Annotated in this window: 15 protein-coding genes; 4 read left to right on the forward strand and 11 right to left on the reverse strand. The window is 47.2% G+C overall.

The window, feature by feature from the left end:
• Positions 1–363 precede the first annotated feature (363 nt).
• From N773_RS0114010 to N773_RS0114020, 3 genes are read left to right on the forward strand one after another with little or no spacing between them, the layout of a single operon-like run.
• Entirely contained in the window at positions 364–2,793 is a 2,430-nt protein-coding gene (locus tag N773_RS0114010) for a YfhO family protein (protein ID WP_024858369.1), read from the forward strand.
• Between the two features lie 16 nt (positions 2,794–2,809).
• Entirely contained in the window at positions 2,810–3,355 is a 546-nt protein-coding gene (locus N773_RS0114015; protein ID WP_024858370.1) for an NUDIX domain-containing protein, read from the forward strand.
• Between the two features lie 2 nt (positions 3,356–3,357).
• Entirely contained in the window at positions 3,358–4,569 is a 1,212-nt protein-coding gene (locus N773_RS0114020) for a DHHW family protein (protein WP_024858371.1), read from the forward strand.
• 433 nt (positions 4,570–5,002) lie between these two features.
• On the opposite strand, the gene N773_RS0114025 is transcribed toward N773_RS0114020, so the two are convergent.
• Positions 5,003–7,966, reverse strand: a complete 2,964-nt coding sequence (locus tag N773_RS0114025) for an ABC transporter permease (RefSeq protein ID WP_024858372.1) — start codon at positions 7,964–7,966, stop codon at positions 5,003–5,005.
• Positions 7,967–7,987: 21 nt separating this feature from the next.
• Entirely contained in the window at positions 7,988–9,052 is a 1,065-nt protein-coding gene (locus N773_RS0114030) for an efflux RND transporter periplasmic adaptor subunit (protein WP_024858373.1), read from the reverse strand.
• A 479-nt stretch (positions 9,053–9,531) separates the two neighbouring features.
• Between N773_RS0114030 and N773_RS0114035 the strand changes: the two genes are divergently transcribed.
• Positions 9,532–10,854, forward strand: coding sequence for an SGNH/GDSL hydrolase family protein (locus N773_RS0114035; protein WP_024858374.1), 1,323 nt, complete (start codon positions 9,532–9,534; stop codon positions 10,852–10,854).
• A 96-nt stretch (positions 10,855–10,950) separates the two neighbouring features.
• On the opposite strand, the gene N773_RS0114040 is transcribed toward N773_RS0114035, so the two are convergent.
• From N773_RS0114040 to ribF, 9 genes are all read right to left on the reverse strand, one after another.
• Positions 10,951–12,015 carry an NAD-dependent epimerase/dehydratase family protein gene (locus N773_RS0114040; protein WP_024858375.1) on the reverse strand — a complete coding sequence of 355 codons (1,065 nt, stop codon included), beginning with the start codon at positions 12,013–12,015 and terminating at the stop codon, positions 10,951–10,953.
• A gap of 19 nt (positions 12,016–12,034) precedes the next feature.
• Positions 12,035–13,015 carry a tRNA dihydrouridine synthase DusB gene (dusB, locus tag N773_RS0114045; protein WP_024858376.1) on the reverse strand — a complete coding sequence of 327 codons (981 nt, stop codon included), beginning with the start codon at positions 13,013–13,015 and terminating at the stop codon, positions 12,035–12,037.
• A gap of 62 nt (positions 13,016–13,077) precedes the next feature.
• Entirely contained in the window at positions 13,078–13,353 is a 276-nt protein-coding gene (locus N773_RS0114050) for a hypothetical protein (RefSeq protein WP_024858377.1), read from the reverse strand.
• A gap of 48 nt (positions 13,354–13,401) precedes the next feature.
• Positions 13,402–14,907, reverse strand: coding sequence for a DUF4340 domain-containing protein (locus tag N773_RS0114055; RefSeq protein WP_024858378.1), 1,506 nt, complete (start codon positions 14,905–14,907; stop codon positions 13,402–13,404).
• Positions 14,907–16,595 (reverse strand): GldG family protein, encoded by a 1,689-nt coding sequence (locus N773_RS0114060; RefSeq protein WP_024858379.1) that lies wholly within the window; start codon positions 16,593–16,595, stop codon positions 14,907–14,909. The genes N773_RS0114055 and N773_RS0114060 overlap by 1 nt, the downstream gene beginning before the upstream one ends.
• A gap of 12 nt (positions 16,596–16,607) precedes the next feature.
• Complete coding sequence (locus N773_RS0114065) at positions 16,608–17,345, reverse strand: ABC transporter permease subunit (RefSeq protein WP_024858380.1); 738 nt, start codon at positions 17,343–17,345, stop codon at positions 16,608–16,610.
• Positions 17,345–18,322 (reverse strand): ABC transporter ATP-binding protein, encoded by a 978-nt coding sequence (locus N773_RS0114070; protein WP_024858381.1) that lies wholly within the window; start codon positions 18,320–18,322, stop codon positions 17,345–17,347. The genes N773_RS0114065 and N773_RS0114070 overlap by 1 nt, the downstream gene beginning before the upstream one ends.
• A gap of 140 nt (positions 18,323–18,462) precedes the next feature.
• Positions 18,463–19,293: a hypothetical protein gene (locus N773_RS0114075; RefSeq protein ID WP_024858382.1), complete on the reverse strand. Its 831-nt coding sequence runs from the start codon at positions 19,291–19,293 to the stop codon at positions 18,463–18,465.
• Positions 19,294–19,321: 28 nt separating this feature from the next.
• The gene (gene ribF / locus N773_RS0114080) at positions 19,322–20,239 is read right to left on the reverse strand and encodes a riboflavin biosynthesis protein RibF (RefSeq protein WP_024858383.1); all 918 of its coding nucleotides are present in this window, start codon (positions 20,237–20,239) and stop codon (positions 19,322–19,324) included.
• Between the last annotated feature and the right edge of the window lie 16 nt (positions 20,240–20,255).

Genomic DNA, 20,255 nt, shown 5'->3' on the forward strand with positions numbered 1-20,255 from the left:
ATATCGGGTCATTCCCGTAAAAAGCGCAGCCTGTATGGCGGCGCTTTTTTTGTGCCTGCTTATGTCTCGATATGACCGAGATCACCTGTTTGGTGCCTATTTTGCCGATATACGCCTCTTTGCACGGGTAAGTTTTGTTAAAAAAAATATTGCAAACTTACTGCGGTTGTGTTATAATAAAATTTGTATGCGATACGTTAATTATATTAAAAATATGACTATCCCTTTAGCACACCTCTCTTCCGCGCCGTAGGCGGGGAAAGAGATGCGACAAGCACCTTAAATTCTGTAAAACTGTTGTTTTTATGGTGTGTCAGCGGGATAACCACGTAAAAAATATATAAAGGAAAGGAAAATTCTCAGATGTTCAAAAGCAAACTAAAACCGCCCGAGGGCAGGGAGAAAGAAAAATATCTTCTGCTGTTTATACTGGCATTTGTGGGAATGATGATAGGCTTCCTGCCTGCGATGATACGCAACCACGGTATATTTATGTATTACGGTGATTTCAACTCACAGCAGCTGATGTTCTATAAGCACGCACAGCAGATGGTCAAGGAAGGCAATCTCGGCTGGGACTGGGGCACCGACCTCGGCTCGGGATTTGTCAGCACTTATTCCTTCTACCTGCTGGGTTCGCCGTTCTTCTGGCTGACCACCCTGTTCCCCGTAGGTTCAACAGTTTACCTGATGCCATGGCTGCTTGCCATAAAGACAGGCGTTGCAGGTATATGCGCCTATGCATACCTCCGCAGGTTTATAAACAATAAGAACTGTGCTGTCATCGGCGGATTGCTTTATGCATTCTCGGGTTTCCAGACCTATAATATATTCTTCAACCATTTCCATGATGCGACCGCATTTTTCCCGCTCCTGCTCCTTGCTTTTGAACTTCTGGTGCAGGAAAACAAAAAGGGTGCATTCGCCATTGCGGTAGCAATCACAGCGACAATCAGCTACTTCTTCTTTGTAAGCGCTGTGGTATTCACTGTTATATACTTCTTCCTCAGATGTATCGAAAAAGACTTCGATATCACCCTCAAGAAATTCATCTATCTGGGTGTTGAGGCTGTTATCGGTCTTGCAATGTCCTGCATCATACTTCTGCCCTCGGTGCTGATGGTAATGAACAACTACCGCGTAAACGAGCGCATGGTAGGTCTTGACTATATCCTTTATAACGATAAGGCACGTATTGCCAGAATATTCCAGGCGTTCTTCACTCTTTCAGATATGCCTGCCCGCGTGAATATCTTTGATGTTGACAGCGCGAGATGGGCTTCTCTGGCAGGATATCTTCCCCTGTTCTCAATGTGCGGTGTTATCGCCTATATGCGTACCCGCAAAAAGCGCGACTGGCTGGGCTGGTCTGTGATAGTATTCGTTATAATGGCTTGTGTGCCTATACTGAACTCCGCATTCATGCTGTTCAACTCATCCTACTATGCAAGATGGTACTATCACCCCATATTGATATTCGCACTCATGACCGCAAAGGTACTTGAAGAAGACCCCGACCAGCTGAAAAAGGGCTTCCTGCCCACAGCTATCGCAGGTATAGGCTTCCTCGCAGTTGGACTTCTTCCCAAGTATGAGGGCAAGGAGATAGTCTACGGCAAGCTGGCACAGTATCCTGAACTCTACTATATCCAGGTAGGCGTTACCGTAGGTATGATAGTTGCACTCTGTGCACTGATATACTTTATCCCCCGAGGAAAGAGATTTACAACAGTTGCAGTTGGCATGACAGCTGTTGCCTGCGTGGTATGCAATTCCTCCGAGGTTTGGTACGGCGTAAAGCAGGGCAACGACAATGCAGATTATATCGAAAGAGCCATAAACGGCGGCAAGAATATCGACACTGCCAAGCTTGATGCCGAATTTGCATACGGCGGCGAGGACAGCGATTTCTACCGTATAGATACCTCTGACAGCGTTGATAACTGGTGTATGTTCTGGGATCTTTCCTCCATGAGATGTTTCCACAGCTGTGTCGATCCCGCGATAATGGATTTCTATGCCGAGATAGATCAGCAGAGAGACGTTGCTACTCGTATGGAACCCGAGTATTATCCACTCAGATCCCTGAATTCCGTAAGATATTACTTTGATGAACTCACCGATAAGCAGAGAAGCGGCGAGACCGAGAATCCCAAGTCTGAGACCGTTCCAAAGCTTCTGGGCTTCACCTACATCGATACCATGAACGGCTTCAATATCTACGAAAACGAGAACTATATCCCCATGGGCTTCGCCTTTGATTACTATACCGATGATGAAGCAATAAAGGATCATGAAAAGCTCGAAAAGACCATAATGCTCACTAAGGCACTTGTACTTGACGGCAATCAGGCTGCGGTATACTCCGATTATATCAAGCCCTATGAGTTCTCCGATGATGAACTCAACTATCACAACTATATCAATAACTGCTCTGAAAGAAAAGCGGAGAGCTGCTATTACTTCCGCCATGATACCAACGGTTTTACAGGCAAGATAAAGCTTGAAGAACCCAAGCTGGTATATTTCAGCATACCCTACGAGAAGGGCTGGTCGGCTAAGGTAAACGGCGAAGAGGTAAAAGTCGAGAAAGTCAACTACGGCATGATGGCAGTACTTGTACCCGCAGGCGACAGTGAGATAGTGTTCAGCTATTCCGCTGACGGTCAGACCAAGGGTATCGCACTGACTATATTCGGTTTTGTTGCTCTTGCAGGATATCTCGTTTACCGCAGGTTCTTTGATAAGGATGATAAGGTCGAAAAGAAAACAGCAGAAGCAAAGGCAGATTAACTATTGGAGGCAGCTTATGTATCAGAAGGAAAAAGAACTTTCCTCAGAAAAGATATTTGACGGCATTGTTGTCAAGCTTTTTCGTGATGAGATAGAGCTTGAAGACGGCAGCAGGGGAGTGCGGGAGTTCATAAAGCACCCCGGCGGTGTATGTATAGCCGCAGTTGATGAAGATGAGCAGCTTTATATGGTGGAGCAGTTCCGCTATCCATTCGGCAAGGTTCTTACAGAAGTTCCCGCAGGCAAGCTGGAATTCGGTGAAGACCCCGAAGAATGCGGCAGGCGCGAGCTGAAAGAAGAAGTGGGCGCCACCGCTGACAGCTTTGAATATCTGGGCTGTATTTATCCCACAGTTGCTTATGATACCGAGATAATATATATGTTCCTTGCAAGAGGTCTGCACTTCGGTGAACAGCACCTCGATGACGGTGAGTTTCTCGATGTCAAAAAGATCCCCCTGAAAAAGGCTTTCCAAATGGTAATGGATAATGAACTCCCCGATGCCAAAACACAGATGGCAGTCCTGAAAGCTTATATGAAACTCCACGGCAGTGAGGTCTGATAATGAGTAAGAAAACTAAAAAGAAGGCTAAAAACAAAACACTCCCTCATAACGGTCACATTATCACGGCGGCAGTGTTCCTGATTCTTGTGTTCGGCATGACATCGGCGGGTGTAATAAGTCCGGACAGAAAATTCTCCGAGATGGAGAACCGCACACTCCAGCAGGTGCCCGAATTCACCGCTGAAAGGCTGACAAAAGGGGACTTCACCAAGGATATCGAAAAATATATGTCCGACCAGATATTCCTGAAAGACGAGCTTGTCACTTTGAAGACCACAGCAGATTCTCTGCTTGGCAAGAATTATATGAACGGCGTGTATCTTGCTGAGGACGGCTTTTATATACAGGATTACCATGAGGATACCGCAAGGGTCGATATGAATATATCTTTCTTAAATACCTTTGCCGAGGAACTTGACAGTGATATCCCCGTGACATTCCTGCTTGTGCCCAACGCTTCATGTGTGCTGAAAGACAAGCTTCCATCGGTGAACAAGTGCGAAGACCAGCACGCAACAGCCGAGCATATTCGCGGGATACTTTCCGACCGCATCACCCTTGCATATCCCGAGGAAGCACTGCGGTCTGAGGGCGGCAACTGCTACTACCGCACCGACCATCACTGGACTTCTCTGGGTGCAGAACTGGGATATTCCGTACTCAGACAGACCATGGGTCTTCCTGCTGTAAACAGCTTTGAAAAAACTACCCGCGAACTCACAGGCTTCTACGGTACCCTCTACTCAAAAGCCCCCTCATCATGGGCAAAAAGTGATACCATCAAACAAGTGACTTACGAGGGCAACGATATCACCGTGAAATACGTTTCAAAGGGCGGCGACCACGCTGTTCCCGCGGAGTGCAGAGAAATTGACGGCATACCCGCCAAACAGGGACTTTTCGTAAAAGCCCCCGAGAATACCAAGGATAAGTACGCATCTATCATGGGTGGCAATTTCGCACTGTGCGAGATAGATACAAGCGCTCCTTCCGATGAAAGAGTGCTTCTGCTGAAAGACAGCTACGCAAACGCTGTTCTCCCCGAACTCTGTAACCAGTTCGGTCACATAAGCATGATCGATCTGAGATACTACCACTTCGAGGAAGAGACAGTATCCGAATACGTAAAAAGTCATGATATAGACCGCGTTATCTGTATCTACAATATCGACTTTGTAAACTCCGACAGCAATTTCGGATATCTGGAATAACAGCAACAAACAAGCGTAAACTGCCAAGCTACGTCCCAAAACCAAACCATCGACCAGCCCAACAAACTTCGCCTCAAATTTCAAAACATCTATCTTTTAAATGAACTGCATGAGTGCGGCGCTTTTATCACCAGAACTGCGGTATCAGGTCGCCCCTGACGGGTCGAGAAATCAACGAGCTTTCGCCGTTGATTTCGGGCGCGGCAATAATTTTACGCACGTAGAAAGAGCGTGGACGTTTGTTTGTCCACGCTCGATTTTTTGATTATTGCCGCGCCTATTGGATCGGAAGTTTGCTGTTCTATTTATGGATTTGTTCCTGCATCGCTTTTGCGCCTTGACCGAGAGGCTCTGCCTCTCGAGCTCTCCGCAAGTCTTTCGCGAAAGGCTTGAGCCAAAGCTCTCTTCCTTGGCATTGTCCGCAGGTTAGCTTTTAATCCTCGCCGAGTTTCAGTGCCTTGGAAATATTTATCCTGCCTATGAGTCTTCCGAGAACTAAGAATCCCACCAGAAGCATCACAGCGATGACAGTATAAAGTTTCAGGTAATCATCTCTCTGAGGTATCACCGCAAATTCCGGTACGCGGCTGCTTACATCGAGGATACTCTGGAATAGTGGTACAAAAAGTTCGCTTGTGATACCGCCTATGAATATCGCCGCTAGTATGGCAACGCCCGAAACCAGTATCTGTTCGTATACTATCATGGATATTATCTCGCGGTACTTCATGCCCATTGCCCTGAGTATACCAAACTGCAAAGTCCTGCTTTTTATTGAAAGTATCCAGTAGATAAGGAATCCGATTATGCACATTATCATAATGGTGATGAATCCCAGTGTGAGGGCACCGTTCATGCCCTGAAGCATTGGGTCGTTCTTTTTGGTGATGATATCCTGCTTGGTGGAGGTCATGCCTGTGGTACGGATATGGGCTTCTTCTACGGAATTATAGAAATCCTGCACCGAGGCATCGTCCTCAAGGTCTATCCACACCTGATAGGGTTCCATATTGGTCTGGACATTTACGTAATCGAAATTCATCACAGCGAAATCCATGTAACTGCCGTCTTTTGCTTCCGCATAGGGGTCAAGGCTTGGCCAGTAGTCCACAAAAGCCAGTACCGTCACATCAAAGGGTTCATTCGCCCCCCATTCACACTCTACCGTATCACCCAGTTCAAGTCCGTAATCCTTGAATGACGATGAGAGTATCACGCCCGGGGTGTACTCTGCAAGGGCTTCAAGGTAGTTGTTGATATGTGTGGGCAGAAGCCTCTGCTCAAAATTTATGACCTCTGAGAATTTCGCGGGCTGAACCGTCATCAGGCGGACGTTTCTGTCGATATTTGAGGACTTGGTGTTCATATCCTGATCGAGGAAATCCTCGCGCTTTTTCTCGTCAGATTTTTCAGCCTTGCGTTTTACGACATTCATCTTACTGCTTTTGATGGTAATGCCGTCACGCCTGAAAACCTTTGCAGCATTTTTTACGCCTGAGAGATTTTCAAACCTTTCAAAGAGAGGTTCGGTGTATGTGACGACTGTGGCAGTATCGGTGTCATCTTCGTCGGCAGACTTTCCCGAAACACCTCCGCCCATGTTGGAAGATCGTCCTGCATTTTTGCGGGTGGCTTCTGTCTTGCTGGAATACCATTCCTCGGTGAGTACGATATCAGCGCCGTTTGCGTATTCAACAGTCTCTTCGGCGTTGCGGTTGAGGGCGCGGGCAGTATTTGCAAAGAACACGCCGAGAGATACGGTGAGTACCAGAAACAGCATGAGGAATCTCTCTCTGCCTGTTGCCGACCTGCCGATATTATTCAGCGAAACATACTGCGCAGGCGACCAGAATCTGTTGCCTGCCCTGCCGAGAAGTCTTATAAACAATGGGTATATCCTTATCAGGAAAAGCCCCAGACCCAGTATGAATGCAGTGGAAGCCACGAACATCAGGGGGTTGATAGTTGCCGTTGTGTCCTTAACGCCAAGTTCAAGGAGTTTTGCCTGAGTTCGTTTGTAGTAGTACAGCCATGCAAATGACCCGCCTGCCAGTATCACATCAAGCCCGATTTTCTCCCATAATGCGAGTTTGTGGGCCTTTGTCTTGGAACGTTTGTGTTCAACGATGGTAGTCCTTGATGCTGGGATTATCGGCACAAGGGTGGTCATAAAGAACACAAGCACTGCCGCCGCCGCATACAGAAAAGCTTCCGGGGTGAGTTTTACAGGCATGGCACGGCGGTTGACGAATTCAAGGAAACCGTTGGAAGCGCCAAGTATCCTGCAAAGCCCCAGACCCGCAAAAGGTCCTGCGATAGCCGTGATGACACCCAGCACCAGAGATTCCAGCGCATATATCCCCAGCACCTGACGATTGCTTGCACCTCGGCTTTTGAATACGGCTATCTCGTTCTTTTCCTGCTCGATATTCAGCTTTGATACCATGAACAGGTAGAATACTATCATAAGTATCACAGGTATCTGCAGAAGCCACAAAAGCAGGGTCAGCTGAGATGAACGCTTTGCATAATCGGTGAGGATATCCATTGCGGGTATGGTGAAGCCCACATCATTTTTCTTGAAAGTTTCTTTCTGGGCGCTGTATCTGCTGTTGATGGTCTTCAGCCCCGCGATGTCAAGTCTGGTATAGTCGATGAAATAGTTATTGTTCGCCTTTGCGATATTTACCGCACCCGTGGGTATCATCTCATCAAGCATGGTATCGTAGTCGGTAAAAACCGCGGCGGTATAGGCTTCGTCTATGCCCTCAGCCCAGAAGGGGTCGTTTTCATCGGCAACGTCGATAAGCCCTACTATCTCTATCTTTATCGAACCGCGATCGTCCAGGATATTTGCTATTTCATAGATGGTATCAAGGGCAAGACCGTTGGTCTTCAAGGATTTTTCCGTAGCCATGCACTCAAACACACCGTCGGGACGTTTGCCTTTTTCCATCATTCTTCCCGATAGGGCGGTTGAATGTTCGCATATATCCGACATACCTCCAAGGGTAAGTCTTGCGGGTGAACCACCGTCTTCAACGGATATGGATTTGCAGAAGAGATAGGTATCCTGAATGACCTTTTTACCCCCTGCATCGGGCAAGCCAAGTTCACTGAACTGTTTATCCGTAAGGGCGTTATACTCCTCAAGGGCTTTAAGCTGAGAAGCCGTATCCGTATCGCTTCGGAACACCTGCGAGGTATTGTAAGCACCCGGGTATATCATATACTCTTCCTGAAAGGCTTCCATATCCTTTATCAGCATACGCTGAAGTGAAGCGTTCATATATATGGGTATGGTACTCATCATGGCAGAGGCTATGATGAAGCCGATAAGCAGGCAGAATACCATCCATTTTGTATTTCGCATCTTGCGAAGCAGAAGTGTAAACATCAGGTCATTGCTCCTCGCTTTTTATTTAAGCACCAGTTCGTCGCCCTCTTCTATTCCCGATATTATCTCGGACTGAGAGCCTGTTGAAAGACCGACTTCTACGGGAACGGCAGTTTTTTCGCCGTCTTTCAGCACGTATACCACCTTTTCGCCGTCCACCTTTTTTATGAGGTTATTGGATATCACAATGGTATTTTCAGACCTGTCCAGCACGAGTATCACATCGGCAAGCTGACCCAGCGCATCGGGAGGGATATCGCCCTCAAAGCGGACATAGATGTAGTCCGATTCGTAGCTGATACCTGTCTTGTCCTCTTTGTCGTGGGAAGCTTTTACTTCCTCCTGATATTCTGCAAGGGCAGATGGGTTCATGAAAACAACGCCGTCGTAGTAATTCTCGTTTATACGTATCTGCACCTTTGTGTCAATATCGAATTTTGTCATATCCTCAGGCTTTACAGCTATATACAGCGCAGAGGTATCTATGACAGTGGCAACTGTCTGACCCGAACTTACGTTATCTCCCGCACGTACATCGGCAAGCTGAGATACTACACCGTCAATGGGAGAACGGAGAACAGAACCTTCTTTTTTAGCACGCAGTTTGTTAAGTTCACGCTCTATCAGCTGTACATCCACATATGCAGAATCTATCTGCGCCTGAGTACCGCCGCTTTCCCATATCATATCCACATTGAGTTTTGCCTTTTGCAGATACAGCTCCTTTTCAGCTATCTGGTCATCAAGGTCGGAGGTATCTATCTCGCATATGGGGTCGTCCTTTTTGACTTTATCTCCTGCACGGACATTGAATTCCAGTATAACTCCGCTTTGCTTTTCATAGCTGAGGTCGTACTTTCTTTCAGCGGTGACGGTACCTGTGCTGACTATCTTTTTCTCGATATCCTTGCGTTTGGCGGTCACGGTGGTATAGCTGACCTCGCTTGCCTTTACAGCGGGCGGAATGGCAGCTTCCTCCTCATCGGGAAGAAGATAGCAGCCCGATGTCATAAGAACCGCCGCCGCGCAGAAAAGTGCGGGCAATGTGCGGCAGAATATCCTTTTTATGTGTATAAGAGTATTCATGATATGTTCCTCCGAAAGACCCTGTATGTCATTTGCTATAAATAGTCGTTAAAACAATTGTTGCATACTACCTAATTATAACATTTTTCGGTATTTTTTGCTATGTGCAACAGGACAAAATTAAACTGATATTTTCAGCACTATGCACAAGGCTTTTATAGGATATTCGCATATCGAAAAAGATGAAACTATCCGCTGTCGGTGGGGTATATCGGCGTGGGATCTGTACGAACAGACCGTTCTTTATATGCGGACCATATAAGAAAATTAATCTCATAAATGTATTTACTTTTGCAAAGATGTGTGATATAATACACTTATCATAGGAAAAGCCGAATATGGCATGAAGGGATAATATAGCAAACGTTATATATTTCAGAACATTCAGCGCACACAGCCACAAAAAGCATAGTGTCTGCGAGCGCTGAATGAAGAGATCAATATGTCGTTTACTATAAAAATATGAAAGGAAAATTCGCATGAAAAATAAACTTGCACTCATACTTGCACTGACTATATGTGCATCAGCCTTTGCGGGCTGCGGCGGGGCTTCTTCGGGGGAGAGTTCAAAGGCGGCTGATAGTTCGGCTGAGGTCGCAGAAACTGCGGATAACAGTGGTGATACTATCGCGGAAGAAACAGCTTCGGAGAAGCTGTTGGCGGAGTACCCCGTAAATGACGGCGCTTACGACTTCAAACAGGGTGCCACTGAAAATATGCTGGCAAGGTCACTGCTGAACCGCGGGGATACCTCGCGGTTGGCGGCTAAGATACAGCGTGCGGTGGACGACCCGAAAGCTGTGACGAACATCTGCTACCTTGGAGATTCTATAACAGCGGGTTCCGGGGCTTCGGGTTCGGCAAAGCAGTACACAAACCTTATAACCGCATGGTGGGAGGAAAATCTCAGTCTTTATGTGCTGGGCACTAATGCGGGCATAGGTGCGACGGACTCCTACCTTGCGGTACACAGGGCGTACAGAGATGTTCCGCCTGAATCGGATATAGTATTTATCGAATTCATCAACGATCAGGACAGCGAGTTCTATCAGGCGACCATGGACAGCCTTGTAAGGTACTGTCTCGCACTGGAAAATCAGCCTGCGGTGATACTTATTGAACCATCTACAGAGGGCGGCGGTTCTCCGCAGAGTGCGCACCTTAAAGTCGCCGAGACTTATGATCTGCCCATGATATCATACCACGATGCAATAATACCCGAGATAGATGCGGGAAATTTTGCGTGGAAGGACACATCAAACGACAATGTACACCCCAACGATGCGGGTCATGCGGTGATGGCGCAGTGCGTGCTGAACCTCTTCGATCAGGTGAAAGACGGTCTTGAAAACGAAAGCAAGGAAGTCACCCCCTTTGATCCTGCGGCGGTGGAATCTCCTACGGGTGACAGGTTCGCAGGGGCGACTCTTGGTTCGGCGGACACTCCCGAGTTGGTAGAAGTTGTAGATGCGGGAACTTTCACCGAAAGTGCGCAGTTCGGGAATTTCAGCGGCGGCTGGGGTTCAACCACAGGCGGTTCGGCTGTTTTTAAGATAAAGTGTAAAGATCTGGGTATTCTTTATCACAAGAATATCAGCGGAACTTTCGGCAAGGTGGCAGTAAAGGTCGATGACAATGCGGCGGTCATCGTGGACGGTGATTTTCCCGGGGGCTGGGGAAATTATCCCAAGGCGGAGGAGATATTCTCTTCTGATGAAGCAGCGGAACACACTGTCAAGGTGGAGTTTATCAACGGCGACACTGCCCCGGATTTTGAAATACTGGGCTGGATGATAAGCTGACGTATGACTTTTCAACATAAAGCAAGCGGGGGACAGCTGTACTTTTAAAGTACGGCTGTCCCCTGCATTATTATATACCTGACCAAGTCTGTAGAATCAGCGGTCTATCTTCATGCTTTCGATAAGTCTGTCAAACATCTCTTTCAGACCTGTCTCCGCTTTCCAGCCCAGTGATTCAGCCTTGTCTGTTGCCAGATTCATCTTCACCTTAGGATTGTATCCCAGCTTTGTTACGTCCTCAACTATGTTGAAGACAAGCTTCGTGCCGCTTTCGGGATAATTCTCGATAAGCATTTCAGCCATGCCGCGTATGCTGATGAGGGTGTCCTTGTTGGCGATGTTGTAAGCCTGTGCAGTATCGCCTTTCAGCAGAACAGTCAGTATACCTGTTACCGCATCGCTGATGTAGCAGTAATTTCTCTCGGTGGAACCGTCTGTCATCAGCACAATGTCTGTTCCCTCGATTATTGCTCTTGCAAACTGCGCAAATACTCTGCCGTCGTTGTAGCCCACACCTGCGCCCATGCTCTGGCAAAGTCTTGCGACCTTTACAGGCACGCCGTATTCGTGGGCGTAAGATGTACACAGTGTCTCCACTATCCTCTTGCCCTCAGAATAACTGCTTCTTACACTCATGGGGTCAATGCTGCCGAAAGTCTTTTCGTCAACACTCTCCATGCTGAGGTCAACTACGCCGTAAACCTCCAGTGATGACAGATATACCATGCCCTCGACCTGCTTAGCCTTTGCCAGCTCCAGCAGATTTTTTGTGCCGTCAAGCGCCGTGAATATAGTCTCCACAGGGGTATCAACAAATGCCTTCGAGCTTGTTATGCTCGCACCGTGAATGATGAAGTCGATGCCGCCATCATAATTATAAGGTGAAGTTACGTCCTGCACCAGAAATTCCAGTGCCGACTTGTCAGCATATTTAAACAGCTTTTCAGCCTTCTCCTTGTTGCGCACAGCCGCGATTACTTTCAGCCCGAGACCTCTCTCAGCATTGGCATTCAGCAGAGTCATTACTACCTGTCCGCCGATAAGACCTGTTGCACCTGTTACAAGTATAGTCTTGCCTTTCAGCTTGTCCCATTCAATAAAATCTGCACCCGAAGCACGCTCAACGTCCTCCTGCATTATCCTGTTATCCGAAAGCTTCATTATTAGTCCTCCCTTGTTATTATAAGTCGCTCTCTGCACGTATTATCCGCGCCGCCATTTCCTCAGCCTGTTCATAGGCGGAAAGCTCACCGCATTCCGCCCTCAGCTTAGCCGAATTCGGCAGACCCTTGACATACCATGCTACGTTTTTACGTGCTTCTTTCATGCCGCGGACTTCGCCCTTGTACTTGCAAAGATAGCTGCAATGCCTGAGCATTATCTCCATGCGCTCTTTTATATCGGGCTCGGGCAGTTTTTCTCCTGTTTCCAGAAAATGCCGTATCTCACGGAATACCCAGGGCTTGCCGTAGCTTCCCCTCGCCAGCATCACAAGGTCGCAGCCTGTCTCTTCGTACATCCTTTTACAGCTCTCACCGTCCCTGACATCGCCGTTGCCGAATACAGGTATACTCACCGCCTGCTTCACCTGACGTATTATCTCCCAGTCAGCTTCTCCCGAATAGAACTGCTGTCTTGTACGACCGTGTACCGCCATAGCCGCAATACCTGTCTGTTCCAGTGCTTTTGCGAATTCCACCGCATTTTTTGAGGTGTCGTCCCACCCCGCACGGAATTTCACCGTCACGGGACAGCCTGCATTTTTTACCGTTTCTTTAGCTATCTCCACCGCACGGGGGATATCTTTCATCAGCGCCGAACCCGAACCATTACCCACTATCTTGGGCACAGGACACCCCATGTTGATATCTATGATATCGGGCTTGTGCTCTCCCAGAAGATACGCCGCCTTGCCCATAAAGTAGGGGTCTTCACCGAACAGCTGTAAAGCGTAGGGACGTTCCTCGTCTTCTATCTCGCAAAGCTCGCCTGTCTTTCTGTCGTTGTAGCAAAGCCCCTTTGAGGATATCATTTCGCTTACCAGATAAGCCGCCCCGAATTCTCTGCAAAGCAGCCTGTAAGATTTGTCTGCCACCGACGCCATAGGCGCCAGTGCCGCAGTTTTTTCGACGTTCACTCCGCCGATGCTAACATATTCCATGCTATTCTCCCGAAAAGCGGAGACCGCTAAAAGTGATCTCCGCCCTTTTTAATAAATTCAGTTTACGCTTTAACTTTCAGCCATGCACAAGCGATATCAAGTGCATCGTAAAGGCTGTCGGTGTCTGCCTGCTTGTCGATATTAGGCTTGGTAAGATCGGTAGACATCTTTCTTATCTTGACCTTATCGGCAACTTCAAGATCGCCCACCTTCTGGGTGTGCTTTATCTCTATCCATACAACGAAGTCGTCATACATATTGCCGTAATACAGCTGATTGCCTTTTCTTACCAGGGGAAGTCCCTTGTATGTGAAAAATTTCTTTACTGCGTCACTCATTATCTCTCTCCGCCTTTCTGTCTGTCGGATACCGTACTATGTGCGGTATCAATAGTTGTTGTCTATGTTTTTGCCGTTTTTCAGATTTCCGATATTGGTATCCAGGCTGTCTACCCAGGTGCTCTGTATCCTGAAAGAGGTCTTGCCGTTGAGCTTGACGATGTAACGTCTTGAAGTATCCTTGTAAAGCTCGACAACATCTTCGCCGCCATCCTTGCGGACCTGCTTGATGATCACAGCGGGGCTACCCTCAGGGTCATCAAAACATATCTCGTTGGTGGGGCATGACATTATGAACTGATAAAGATCCTTGAACAGACCTATATCCAGCTCCTTGCCGTCAGTCTTTACCGAAGTCACATCAGCCGCCTTGCCGTTTTCGTCCTTGTCATTGCTTCCGCCGTTGGTAGTTATCTCAAACAGAGTTTCCTTGCCGTCTATCGTCACCGACATATTCGCCAGGTCAACAAGATAGTTTGATGTTATCAGGTTTGATGTAACGTCCTCAATCTTGAAAGTCACCCATGGCAGATTCTCTGCGGCTATAACGTATACGGCATTGCTGCCCGATACACCGTCAAGAGTACAGTAGTAGCCCTGAAGTACAGGGGTTTCGCCCTCTGCGGCTTCGCTGTAGCTTTCACCGCCGACTTTCAGTGTGTAGTCGTAGCCTTTGCCTTTAAGGCTTACCACACATCTGGGTTCGGAAATACCATACTCAGCCAGCTGTTCATCGGTTGGAGCAACAGCCTCACAGCTTGCCGCCGTAAGTCCCCACATACCGTGAGTAACAGCGCCTGAACCCGTGATATTAAGATATGAGAATATCGGTTCGCTTATTACCTGGCTTGAAAGCATATTGCTGTCTTCGTTGGGGTCGTTCTCGAATACCACCTGATAGTCCCAGTCACTGCGGGTAATGACTTCCTTGCCGTATTCAGGCCAGTCCTCATTGTTCACAGGCTTTTCTATCAGTGAAAGGTTTGCAAATTCCTTTGCGCCTTTCAGCATATCCGATATACGCGAGCTCAGTATCATATATACCGTGCTGCCGTCCTCAGTTTTGATGTAGGTGTACTTTGCTTCGGGAGCAACATCGCCTATAAGCACTTTCTTTGAAGTACCATCGGTGTAGCCGACCTCAAATGAAGCCCTTGGTTCTTCCAGACCATACTTTGAAAGCTCCTGTGCGTCTTCTTCGGCTATCTTTGAAGCCTCAAGATAACCGCATTCGGATATCATGTTTTCCTTTATCGCCCTGTTCTGGTTCACCGAGATTATCTCCTCCACCGTCCATGAGCTTTTGCCGGAAGATGGCTTGTCCAGCGTAAAACCGCCATTCTCGTTTTCGGCTTTTATGGAGGCTATCTCCTCTTCACCTTTTTCCAGTACGAAGTAGTGTTCCATCTCAGCGGCAGATGATACTGTTTCCGCCGCCGAGCTTTCTTCCTTTTTGTTTTTATCCTTGTCCGTGGCGTTCAGGAAGACCAGCATACCTGCCAGACTTGCCGCTATCACGCCGCAGATAATGATACCTTGTACCTTGCCGTTCATTACTTATTCTTTCTCCTTAACCATACGAACAGACCTGCACCCAGTACCGCTACAGGTATTATCACGCAGAATGTCCACATCAGTGCGGTCTTCTTGCTCTGGTCGATATCAAAGGCTGTGCCCTTGATGGTCTTGGGCTTGATGAATACTCCGTCCGACTTGTGGGTTATGCCCGCGATAATGCTGAAGAAGTATTCGCTGTTGCCATACTGCTGTGCCGAAAGGATATTCGACTGAAGCAGATACTCCGAACCGAAGCACAGCACATTGCTGTATGCTGTGTCACCGCTTCCGTCCTCAGCGAATTTTGCCTTTGAGCCTATTGCAAATAAGCACTGCTGACCTGTGGTAAGTGTATCCGAGGGTACCAGCTGGTACTGTTCGTTGTACTTCAGTTTTGCAGTGTAGGCATTATCAGTAGTCTTTACATACTGCTGAGTAGTTATCATGCCCTGCTGATCGTAAAGCGTATTTACAGGTCTTGTGTACATAGAACTTATCACCAGATCCTTGTTCAGCACGTCCTGATTGAAGTCCGAAGAAAGATCGGTGGAAAGTGTGCAGTAGGGATAGTTGATGTAGTTGTCACCATAGGTCTCGCATACAACGCCTTCGCCCACAGATAATCCGTATTCCTCTAAGAATTCGTCAAGGTTAGGTGTCTTTTTCTGGCTGTAGGAAGCCACATAGATAAGCTGTTTGCCCAGCTCATTTCCGTTGTTCAGATAATCGCTGACCTTCTGTATCTCCTCGGGCAGATAATCCACCGTCGGTGCAGGTATAACTGCTATATCGGTTTCGGATGGTATCTCGTCCTTGGTTATGTCTATCTCGTTGACATTGTATCCGTTAGCCACAAGAAGTGTCTTGAAATAGGAGAAGGGCGAAGTCTTTGACATTATGTCGCTGACTTCGTTTCTTCCATTCAGGAAAGTAACGTATACAGGATCGGGATCGGTAACAGTCATAAGTGCCGATGTGAATGCCTGTTCGGCATTTGAAGACTCGACATAAGTGCCGTAGTAAGCCAGCAGCTGCAGGTCGCTTCCTGCCTGTTCCCTCAGCATATCAATGCTGTAGCCCGACTGTGAAAGCTGTGAAACGAAATCATCGTTAAAGCTCAGCAGGTCGATCATACCCAGCTTTCTTGTCCTTTTGATGGTCTCACCATCGACTTCGCTGCTTGTCTCGAATATGATATCGAAATTGGATATCGTATCGCTGTAGCTTTTTATAACATCAGGGTTTGAATCTATATCCATAAATCTGTAGGATATGTGATGATTCATCTTGCAGTAGTTTTTAAGAAGCTCTATAGCCTGCTTGTTGTAGGATGAATAGTTGATGAAGGTGTCCTCGTCAGCAAATATCGTTACAAGTACATCCCTGTCAACTTTCTTTACGTACTCCTCCGATTCCTCGGTCATGGAGTATATCTTTTCCTTTGTAAGGTCGATATTTATGGGATAGCGCTCAAAAAGCACAGTGGCAACAACGTTCAAAAGTACCAGCACTGCCAGGAATACGCAGGTCAGTGCAGTAGCCATTGTGCCGTGCTTGATTTTTTTAGCCACACTGCCCTCAAGCTCATTATCCTTGTTTTTCTTTTTGGTATTCTTTTCTTCGTCCACGAGCTTTTTCAGCTTCTCCGAATTGGTTGAGGTGACTTTTTCTTCCTTGTTTTCCATCACAGACACCTCCTAGCTCCAGCGGCGCTTTTCAAGCACTCTCACTGTCAGGAACAGGAAAGCCGCCACAGCGCTTATAAAGAATATCACATTGGAGAAATTGAATATTCCGTAAGTGAACTCCATGTACCTCTCGCCGAAAGAAGTTTTCTCCAGCGCAGTCCTCAGACCATTTATCACCTTGGTGTACCAGTGACCTTCGTCCAGTGCGGGCAGAAGTCCTGCAATGGTGGAAAGGAAAGATACTGCGATAAGTGCTATAAAGCTGATGACCGCAGCAACTACCTGATTCTCGGTGAATGAAGAACAGAATATTCCGATGGAGATGAACGCACCGCCAAGCAGCAGCAGAGCAACTATATTGCCCACGATAACGTTCCAGTCAGGTTCGCCGTATATTGATACTACCACAGCCATAACAGCAGTTATGGAAACAGCAGCTGCATATACCAGAAAAGCTGCAAGGAACTTGCCGAAAACTATACCACCCAGACTTACAGGGGCAGTCAGCAGACACTGGTCTGTTCTTGTCCTCTTTTCGTCCGATATGGTACGCATGGTAAGTATCGGTATCAGTACGTTCAGTATGGTCAGCAGTGAAGAAAACATACTGTCCAGTCTGGCATATCCGCTGTTAAGACTTAAAGTTGAAAACATAAGTCCCGCATAAGCGAAAAATGCCGCAATAAATATATATCCGATAGGGGAGGTGAAATAGCTGCGCACCTCACGCCTGAAAATAGCGCCCATCAGTTCTCAGCCTCCTCATCATTGTTCTCTTCGAGAGCGGGGATAGTCTCGCCCATAGTAAGTTTCAGGAAGATATCTTCCAGATTCATCTCTGCGCTCTTGAGTTCAAGTATGGTGAAGCCGTTGTCCGCCATTTTTCTGAAAAGCTCGTAGCGTATTTCCTTGCCCTCAGCCGCTTCAATGCGGTAATCGCAGATGTCGTTCTTGTGTTCTGCATCGCAGTATACTTTGTCAACGCCGTCGATACTCTGTATCAGGCGCATAACTGTGTCCTTTTTGCCGTCTATCCTGCATATGAACTTGTTGTCGCCTGTCAGCTTGTGTGAAAGGTTCTCTTCAGTATCATTTGCAACAACTCTGCCCTCGTTGATAACTACTATCCTGTCACAGACAGCCTGTACCTCCGAGAGTATATGCGATGAAAGTATCACGGTGTGATTTTTTCCCAGCTTGCGTATAAGCGTCCTTATCTCGATTATCTGCTTGGGGTCAAGACCAACAGTAGGCTCGTCCAGTATCAGCACCTTGGGATTTCCCACCAGTGCCTGTGCCAGCCCGACTCTCTGCTTGTAACCCTTTGACAGGTTCTTTATCAGCCTGTTGTATACATGGTCTATCTTTACAAGACTGCATATATCCTGCAAATGGGATATCTTGGGCAGCTTGCACTTTTTAAGATCGTATATGAAGTACAGATACTCCTTGACCGTCATATCAAGGTAAAGTGGCGGTATTTCGGGCAGATATCCGATGTTCTTCTTAGCCTTTACAGGGTCTTCGAGTATGTCAACACCGTCTATCAGCGCCTTGCCTGCGGTGCATGAGATGTATCCCGTGAGAATGTTCATCGTTGTGGATTTTCCCGCACCGTTAGGTCCCAGAAAGCCCAGTACCTCACCGTCCTCAGCCTTGAAGCTGATATTGTTCACGGCTTTTTTGTCGCCGTAATGCTTTGATAAATTAACTACCTCTATCAATTTACTTTCCTCCCACTAAGGAAAATTTGTGCATTATTAAAGTATAACCCCATACTGTGTAAGTCCTGTGAAAGCTTACGGAAAACCCTCGGACTTTTACCCCCTATAGTATCTGTCCTTTGTCAGAATTTGTATATCCGTCAATCCGGATCTATATACGTATCTGTATCTATACCTAACTCTTCGGCAACATTACTGAGCCTGAAATTTTCTGCGTCAAAGTCCTTGCCCTGCACCTTGCATTCAGATGCCAGTGTCACCCAGCTATCATCACTGTCTTTTCCTTCCAGTTTGAAGCAGTAGGTCTGGGGATCTTTGGTAATTGCTTTATAATCGCTTATTACCTCGTTGAACTTCTCGGTAAGTTCCTCGGTCTTTGACTCATCCAAAATAGCGAAGAATACTTCAATATAGTTGTACTTATCATTAGCCCAGTCAGCCAGGTTCGTGCCAACATACTTTTCACCGCTGCCCGGCTTGATGAATTCGGCAAGCATATCAAGATCTGCACCCATCAGCCTGCAGCTGGTCGTATGTGCTGATATCGTGAATCCGTCGCCTTTAAGCGAAAGATGCTCATCGGTTTCCGCAGTCTCGGTAAAATACTTTGAAAGTATCTGATCCGCTATCTCTTCACAGACCTCTGTTCCCTGTACTCTGGCAACCAGATCAGCCACCGTCCAGTCATTATCATAATCGATATATTTCTTGTTATAATCGTCACCGCGGTTGATCAATATTCTTGTGGATCTGTCTTCTCCGTCATTGCCCGTGTACATCACTTGCCATGTGAATTCCGTGCGGTCCTCCAAATCGAATCTCTGCTCCATCGGTTTGCTTATGCTGTAATTCCCGTCAAAAGCATAGTCCAGATATTCTTTGTAATCTTTTTCCAGATCGGGTACTTTGGCTTTTCCGCAGCCTGTAAGCAGTAATGCTGCAAATACTGCGGCAGCTGCAAGTCTTTTCATTTTGTATGCTCCTTTTATCCTGTATTTATTACAATCCGTAAAACTCCCTGACTTTCAGTGTATCCTTGCCTATCTGCGTTTTCAGATCTTCGATACTGTCGAATCCTTTTTCGGGACGTATGAACTTGTCAAGAAGTATCTCTATTTCTTTTCCGTAAAGGTCGCCTGAAAAATCAAGGATGTAAGTTTCTGCCAGAGGTGCATCGTGAGCTTTCAGTGTAGGCTTAACACCGATGTTCGTCACACCGAACTTCTCTTCGTCTCCGATGATGACCCTTGTGGCGTATACCCCGAATTTCGGCATTATCTGCCCCTGTGGTATCACCTGATTTATCGTCGGGAAATTCCATTGTCTGCCTAACTGTCTGCCGTGTTCAACTACAAGTCTCAGCCCGAATATGTAACCCAGCAGTTCATTTGCCTGCTCTATCCTGCCCGAGCGTATGCACTCGCGTATCACCGTCGAGCTCACTTCTTCGCCCTTGTAGCTCAGCTTGTCGCATACCCTGACATCTATGCCGTATATCCTGCCGTAAAGCTCCAGCGTGTTGCAGTCGCCCTCCGCCCCTTTACCGAAGCGGAAATCACTGCCGCATACCACAGCTTTGCAGCCCAGAAGTCCTACCAGTATATCCTTTACAAAATCCTCGGCGGACATACCTTTCAGCTCGTCAAAAGCAGGGGAGTATATAAGGTCTACTCCCATATTCTCGAAATGCCTGCGCTTTTCCTCGTCGCTGAGTATCATTTCTATCCTGCCGTCGTGACCCTTTGAAGTCACTGTGTCAGTCCTGAAAGTAAATACCGCTGACCTTACGCCCAGCTCTTCCGCCAGTGACAGCGCATTGTTTATGACCAGCCTGTGCCCCCTGTGTACGCCGTCAAACAGCCCCAGCGCACAGACAGTTCCTTTTTCGGGCGAAAAGCCCCTGTCGATATCTTTCAAATCAAATCATTCCTCG

It is taken from the genome of Ruminococcus albus AD2013 (assembly GCF_000526775.1).
Lineage (GTDB): Bacteria > Bacillota > Clostridia > Oscillospirales > Ruminococcaceae > Hominimerdicola > Hominimerdicola alba_A.